Annotated in this window: 1 protein-coding gene; it reads left to right on the plus strand. The window is 46.2% G+C overall.

The annotated features are described in order from the left end of the window. Window positions 1–9 precede the first annotated feature (9 nt). Window positions 10–223 (plus strand): ABC-three component system middle component 2 (locus NE584_RS19965; protein ID WP_368670745.1); only part of this gene is annotated, 214 nt, incomplete at its 3' end.

The following is a 223-nucleotide window of genomic DNA, read 5'->3' on the forward strand; positions in this document are numbered from 1 at the left end:
TTTCGTGCTCTGTTCATATTGGATGCAGCGGACAATGTAGCAATGGACCTACAAAGGATAGTTTCGTATGACTATCTTCTTGTGCATACCAGTGACGTACCTAGGGGGCCTAAAAGCCTTCATCCAGCAGTTCCTCACCGGGGAGCAGAGCTTCTTGTTAAGCGAAGCGCAATTCAGGCAGGGCTGCATTTAATGCTATCAAGAGAATTGATTAAGGTTGTCT

The sequence above is a fragment of the Clostridium sp. DFI.5.61 genome (assembly GCF_024462915.1).
Classification (GTDB): domain Bacteria; phylum Bacillota; class Clostridia; order Oscillospirales; family Oscillospiraceae; genus Lawsonibacter; species Lawsonibacter asaccharolyticus.